At 63.0% G+C, this 5102-nt stretch carries 5 protein-coding genes; 3 read left to right on the top strand and 2 right to left on the bottom strand.

The features are described 5' to 3' along the window. From ACFE99_RS22600 to ACFE99_RS22590, 3 genes are all read left to right on the top strand, one after another. Nucleotides 1-672 (top strand): aconitase family protein (locus tag ACFE99_RS22600; protein ID WP_375488758.1); only part of this gene is annotated, 672 nt, incomplete at its 5' end. Between the two features lie 21 nt (nucleotides 673-693). Beyond that, complete coding sequence (gene leuD / locus ACFE99_RS22595; RefSeq protein ID WP_375488756.1) at nucleotides 694-1290, top strand: 3-isopropylmalate dehydratase small subunit; 597 nt, start codon at nucleotides 694-696, stop codon at nucleotides 1288-1290. A 210-nt stretch (nucleotides 1291-1500) separates the two neighbouring features. Continuing rightward, a complete protein-coding gene (locus tag ACFE99_RS22590) occupies nucleotides 1501-2124 on the top strand; it encodes an HU family DNA-binding protein (protein ID WP_375488754.1) in 624 nt (207 codons plus the stop codon). Nucleotides 2125-2187: 63 nt separating this feature from the next. On the opposite strand, the gene ACFE99_RS22585 is transcribed toward ACFE99_RS22590, so the two are convergent. Beyond that, nucleotides 2188-3120, bottom strand: coding sequence for an NUDIX domain-containing protein (locus tag ACFE99_RS22585; RefSeq protein ID WP_375488752.1), 933 nt, complete (start codon nucleotides 3118-3120; stop codon nucleotides 2188-2190). A gap of 64 nt (nucleotides 3121-3184) precedes the next feature. Further along, the coding region (locus tag ACFE99_RS22580) for an RNA degradosome polyphosphate kinase (protein ID WP_375488750.1) at nucleotides 3185-5102 on the bottom strand (1918 nt) is incomplete at its 5' end.

The raw sequence follows: 5102 nt of genomic DNA, 5'->3' as shown, positions 1-5102 counted from the left end.
CGGGGCCGACGGCACGCGCCGACGAGTACGCAGTGGGATGCCGCAGTGGCGTATTGGAATCAGCTGCGCACCGACCCCGGCGCCGAGTTCGACACCGAGGTCCACCTGGACGCGGCATCGTTGAGTCCGTTTGTCACTTGGGGAACCAATCCCGGGCAAGGGGTGCCGTTGGTGGCAGCGGTGCCGGACCCCGAGTTGATGACCGATGACAGCGAGCGCCAAGCCGCCGAGAAGGCGTTGGCGTACATGGACCTTCGGCCGGGCACGCAAATGCGCGACATTTCGGTCGATGCGGTGTTCGTCGGCTCATGTACTAACGGCCGAATCGAAGACCTGCGTGCAGTGGCCGACATATTACGAGGCCGCAAGGTGGCCCCTGGGGTGCGGATGCTCGTGGTCCCCGGTTCCATGCGGGTGCGCGCGCAGGCCGAAGCCGAAGGGCTCGGCGAAATCTTCACCGCTGCGGGCGCCGAGTGGCGCCAGGCCGGCTGCTCAATGTGTCTTGGGATGAACCCCGATCAGCTTGCGCCGGGGGAGCGCTGTGCTGCTACCTCCAACCGCAACTTCGAAGGGCGGCAGGGCAAGGGCGGCCGCACACATTTGGTGTCGCCGGCGGTGGCCGCCGCTACCGCCGTGCGCGGCAAGCTGTCCGCGCCGGCCGATTTGGATTGAGTATCGGAACAGGAGACGAGCATGGAAGCATTTCGCACCCACACCGGGATCGGCGTACCGCTGCGGCGGTCGAATGTGGACACCGATCAGATCATTCCAGCGGTCTATTTGAAGCGGGTCACCCGAACGGGTTTCGCCGACGGATTGTTCGCGGCCTGGCGGACCGATCCGTCGTTCGTTCTCAATCTCAGCCCGTTTGACAGAGGTTCAGTACTGGTCGCCGGACCCGATTTCGGCACCGGATCATCGCGTGAGCACGCCGTGTGGGCACTGATGGACTACGGATTCCGGGTGGTGATCTCGTCTCGGTTCGGCGACATTTTCCGGGGCAACGCGGGTAAGGCAGGGCTCTTGGCGGCCGAAGTCGCCCAAGATGGTGTGGAACTTCTCTGGAAGCTCATCGAGGGCAGCCCAGGGCTGGAAATCACTGTCAATCTTCAAGATCGAAATATCACCGCCGGAACGGTGGTGTTGCCGTTCAAGATTGACGACTACACCGCCTGGCGACTGCTCGAAGGGCTTGACGATATAGGCCTTACGCTGCGGAAACTCGATGAAATCGAGTCTTTCGAAGCTGCTCGGCCCGACTGGAAGCCGCACACAGTTCCTATCTCCTGAGTCGTCGATTCGAGCGGAATTTCACCCCTCCGTGGGGCCTATCGGCAGCCCATTTTGAGCCCTCGTCACCGGCCAAGGGCGGCAAGCGGATTCCTAAAAAGTTCGCCAGATACGCCTGAAATTGCGCGTGGCTCTTGGAAATCAACCATGTGAGGGTTTACCGTGTCTTTTAGTCGGTCCAAAGAGGGCCACTGACTTCGGAGGGTTTGCATGAACAAAGCAGAGCTCATCGACGTACTCACAGAGAAAATGGGCTCGGATCGCCGATCGGCAACTGCCGCTGTCGAGAACGTCGTCGACACCATTGTGCGCGCAGTGCACAAGGGCGAAAGCGTTACTATTACCGGCTTCGGCGTATTCGAGCAGCGGCGCCGCGCAGCTCGCGTAGCCCGCAATCCGCGCACCGGGGAGACCGTCAGGGTCAAGCCAACGTCGGTACCGGCGTTCCGTCCGGGCGCACAATTCAAAGCGGTTGTCTCTGGCGCGCAGCGCCTCCCAGCGGAAGGACCGGCTGTGAAACGTGGTGTTGGCGCCGGCGGCGCCAAGAAGGCAGCGAAGAAGTCACCGGCCAAGAAGGCCACCAAGGCGGCTCGCAAGAGTGCGACCAAGGCGCCGGCCAAGAAGTCGACGGCCAAGAAGGCGCCGGCCAAGAAGGCGGCGACCAAGCGGACGCCGGCCAAGAAGGCGACCAAGTCGACCGCCAGCAAGGCGACCACCAAGAGGACGACCTCGAAGGCCACGACGCGCAAGGCAGCGACCAAGGCGCCGGCCAAGAAGTCGACTGCCAAGAAGGCGCCGGCCAAGAAATCCACCGCGAGACGAGGCCGCCGCTAAGCAGTTAACAACTCACAGACGCAGCACCCTTCGGGGGTTTGGCCTCCGAAGGGTGCTTGCCTGTTACTTCAGCACATTTACCGCCAGTGCGCTGCCAATGTGGTCGGCGGCAATCAGGTGACCATCGGAGAGCGAGAGCACCCAAGTACTGCCTTTACGGTTGCGGGACTTATCCGGTCGCACCCCATCGCGAGCACACCACCATGCGACAAGGTCCGGAATTACCTTGCCTTGGGTGCAGATCACCGGTGTGCGGCCAAGCGCCGCGATTTGCAGAACGCGGCGTCGAGTCCGTTTAGGGTTATCGGCATAGGCCTCTTCGGTCAGCAGTGGTTCGTTGCAGATCACCACTCCCAGTTCTTCGGCGAGCGGTTCGACCGTCTGATGGCATCGCAATCGATCCGCGGCGTACACATCGGTGGCGCCGAACGCCAATAACTGCCCGACAAGCGCCTCGGCCTGCGCACGACCCTTCTTGTCCAGGGGTCGCTTGGTGTCATCTCCGGAAAAGCGGGACTTGCTGCCGGCGGTGCCGTGCCGGACGATCAGCACAGTTTGGGTGTCGGCCGGATATTTGGCGAACCGGCGCAAGACCTTTCGGTCCTGTGCGTACGCGGCCTTTTTCATCGCCGCCGAAACCGGCAGCCAGACGAGTTGGTCGACTTCGCTGTTGGGGCTGAATTCTCCGCCGATGCTGCGCGCCGCCCAGTAGCGCACCTTCTTGACGCCTTGCTCGATCGGGTAGCTCACCGCCGCGATGCGCCGGCCAAGGTGTGCTCGGTGACCGGTTTCTTCGAAGACTTCCCGCACCGCGGTCACCGGTTCGGTCTCACCGGGATCGAGTTTTCCCTTAGGCAGCGACCAGTCGTCATAGCGGGGACGGTGGAGCAGTGCGATCTCGGTCCCCGCGTGGCCCGGCCGCCACAGCACCGCACCGGCGGCACAAACGGCTTTACGCGACGGGCCCCGCCCGTCCGACGAGCGTTGTGTCGACACCTCAACTCCTGCAGGTCAATTCGGGCCGCGCGCGACCACGGGCGGTCATGACTGATGCGGTGTGTCAGGGACTGCGGTGTCGCTCCATGAGCGATACCTGGTGGTCGCGCACCCGCCGCCCGTCCTGCGGCGACGCGGTCCACTGCCCGTCCGACCCGAGTTCCCAGCACCGGGTGGCCGGATCCAATGCGGATTCAAATAGCTCGTCCAGTTCCGCGGTCAGCCGGGGATCCGTGACTTGGGCCAAGACCTCGACACGTCGATCGAGATTGCGATGCATCATGTCAGCGCTGCCGATCCAAAATTCGTCGATAGCGCGGAAATGGAAGATCCTCGAGTGTTCAAGGAAACGGCCCAGAATAGAGCGCGCGACGATGTTTTCCGAGTAGCCCTCGGCGCCTGGCCGCAGCGCGCAGATGCCGCGGACCACCACCTCGACGCGCACCCCTGCCTGCGACGCGCGATAAAGCGCATCGATGACCTGTTCGTCAACCAGGGCATTGAGCTTGAGCCTGATCCACCCGTTACCGGTTTCGCGGTGCGCGGCAACCTCCCGCTCGACACGCTCGATGATGCCGGTGCGAATCCCGTATGGGGCCACGAGCAGGTTGCGGTAAGACTCCTTGCGCGAATAGCCAGTGAGCGAGTTGAACAAGTCGGTTAGGTCGGCACCGATATCGGGCGACGCTGTCAGCAGACCGACATCCTCGTAAAGCCGTGCAGTCTTGCTGTTGTAATTGCCCGTGCCGACGTGGCAGTAGCGTCGGATGACCGATCCTTCGCGGCGCACCACCAGCGCGGTCTTGCAGTGTGTCTTCAGACCCACAAGCCCGTACACCACATGCACGCCCGCCTGCTCGAGTGTGCGCGCCCACCGGATGTTGGCTTGTTCGTCGAATCGCGCCTTGATCTCGACGAGCGCCACGACCTGCTTGCCGGCCTCGGCAGCCTCGATCAGGGCGTGGACAATCGGCGAATCACCCGAAGTGCGGTACAGCGTCTGCTTGATCGCCAACACATTGGGGTCGGCGGCGGCCTGCTCGATGAATCGCTGCACGCTGGTAGAGAACGAGTCATACGGGTGATGCACCAGAACATCACCTTCGCGCAGGGTCGCGAAAATGCTTTTGGGCGTTTCCCGCTCCGCGAACGCCGGCGGCGTCGCGGGCACAAAGGGTGGGTCCTTGAGATCCGGCCGGTCCACGTCATAGACCTGCCACAGCGACGACAGGTCAAGCAGTCCGGGCACCTCGATGACGTCGCCGGGATGCACGTCGAGCTCGCGCAGCAGCAACTCGAGCATGCTTTCGGTCATGTCGTCGGATACCTCAAGGCGCACCGGCGATCCGAACCGGCGGCGCGCCAATTCCCGCTCCAGCGCTTGCAGCAAGTCCTCATCGCGGTCTTCTTCGACTTCGAAGTCGGCGTTGCGGGTAATGCGGAACACATGATGCTCGACGATCTCCAAACCCGGGAACAGCACGGGAAGAAACGCCGCGATCAGTTCCTCCATCGGCAAAAACCGCACAATCGGCTTACCGTCGGCGTCCCTGCGCCGGGCCAGTTCGACGAATCGGTCGACATTGTTGGGCACTTTGACACGGGCGAAGTGATGTCCGCCGTCCTCCGGACGTTTCACAGTGACCGCCAGGTTCAGGCTCAACCCGCTGACGAACGGGAACGGGTGCGCGGGATCGACGGCCAGCGGCGTCAGGACTGGGAACACCTGCTCGTGAAAGTAGGCCGATAGTTGATCGCATTCGGCCTCGTCGAGATCGGCCCACGTGACGACATGGATACCTTCCTCGGCCAGTGCTGGGCGCACGGAATCAAGGAACACACGCGCGTGTCTGGTGGCAATCTGCTGGGTCTGCTCGCCAATGCGACGTAGTTGTTCGCGCGGTGTCAACCCATCCGCCGAGCGCACCGACAGGCCCATCTCGTCGCGGCGTTTGAGCCCGGCCACGCGCACCATATAGAAC

It is taken from the genome of uncultured Mycobacterium sp. (assembly GCF_964249325.1).
Classification (GTDB): Bacteria; Actinomycetota; Actinomycetes; order Mycobacteriales; family Mycobacteriaceae; genus Mycobacterium.
Note: the sequence above shows the minus strand (reverse complement) of the source record. Positions and strands in the feature narration are given on the sequence as shown.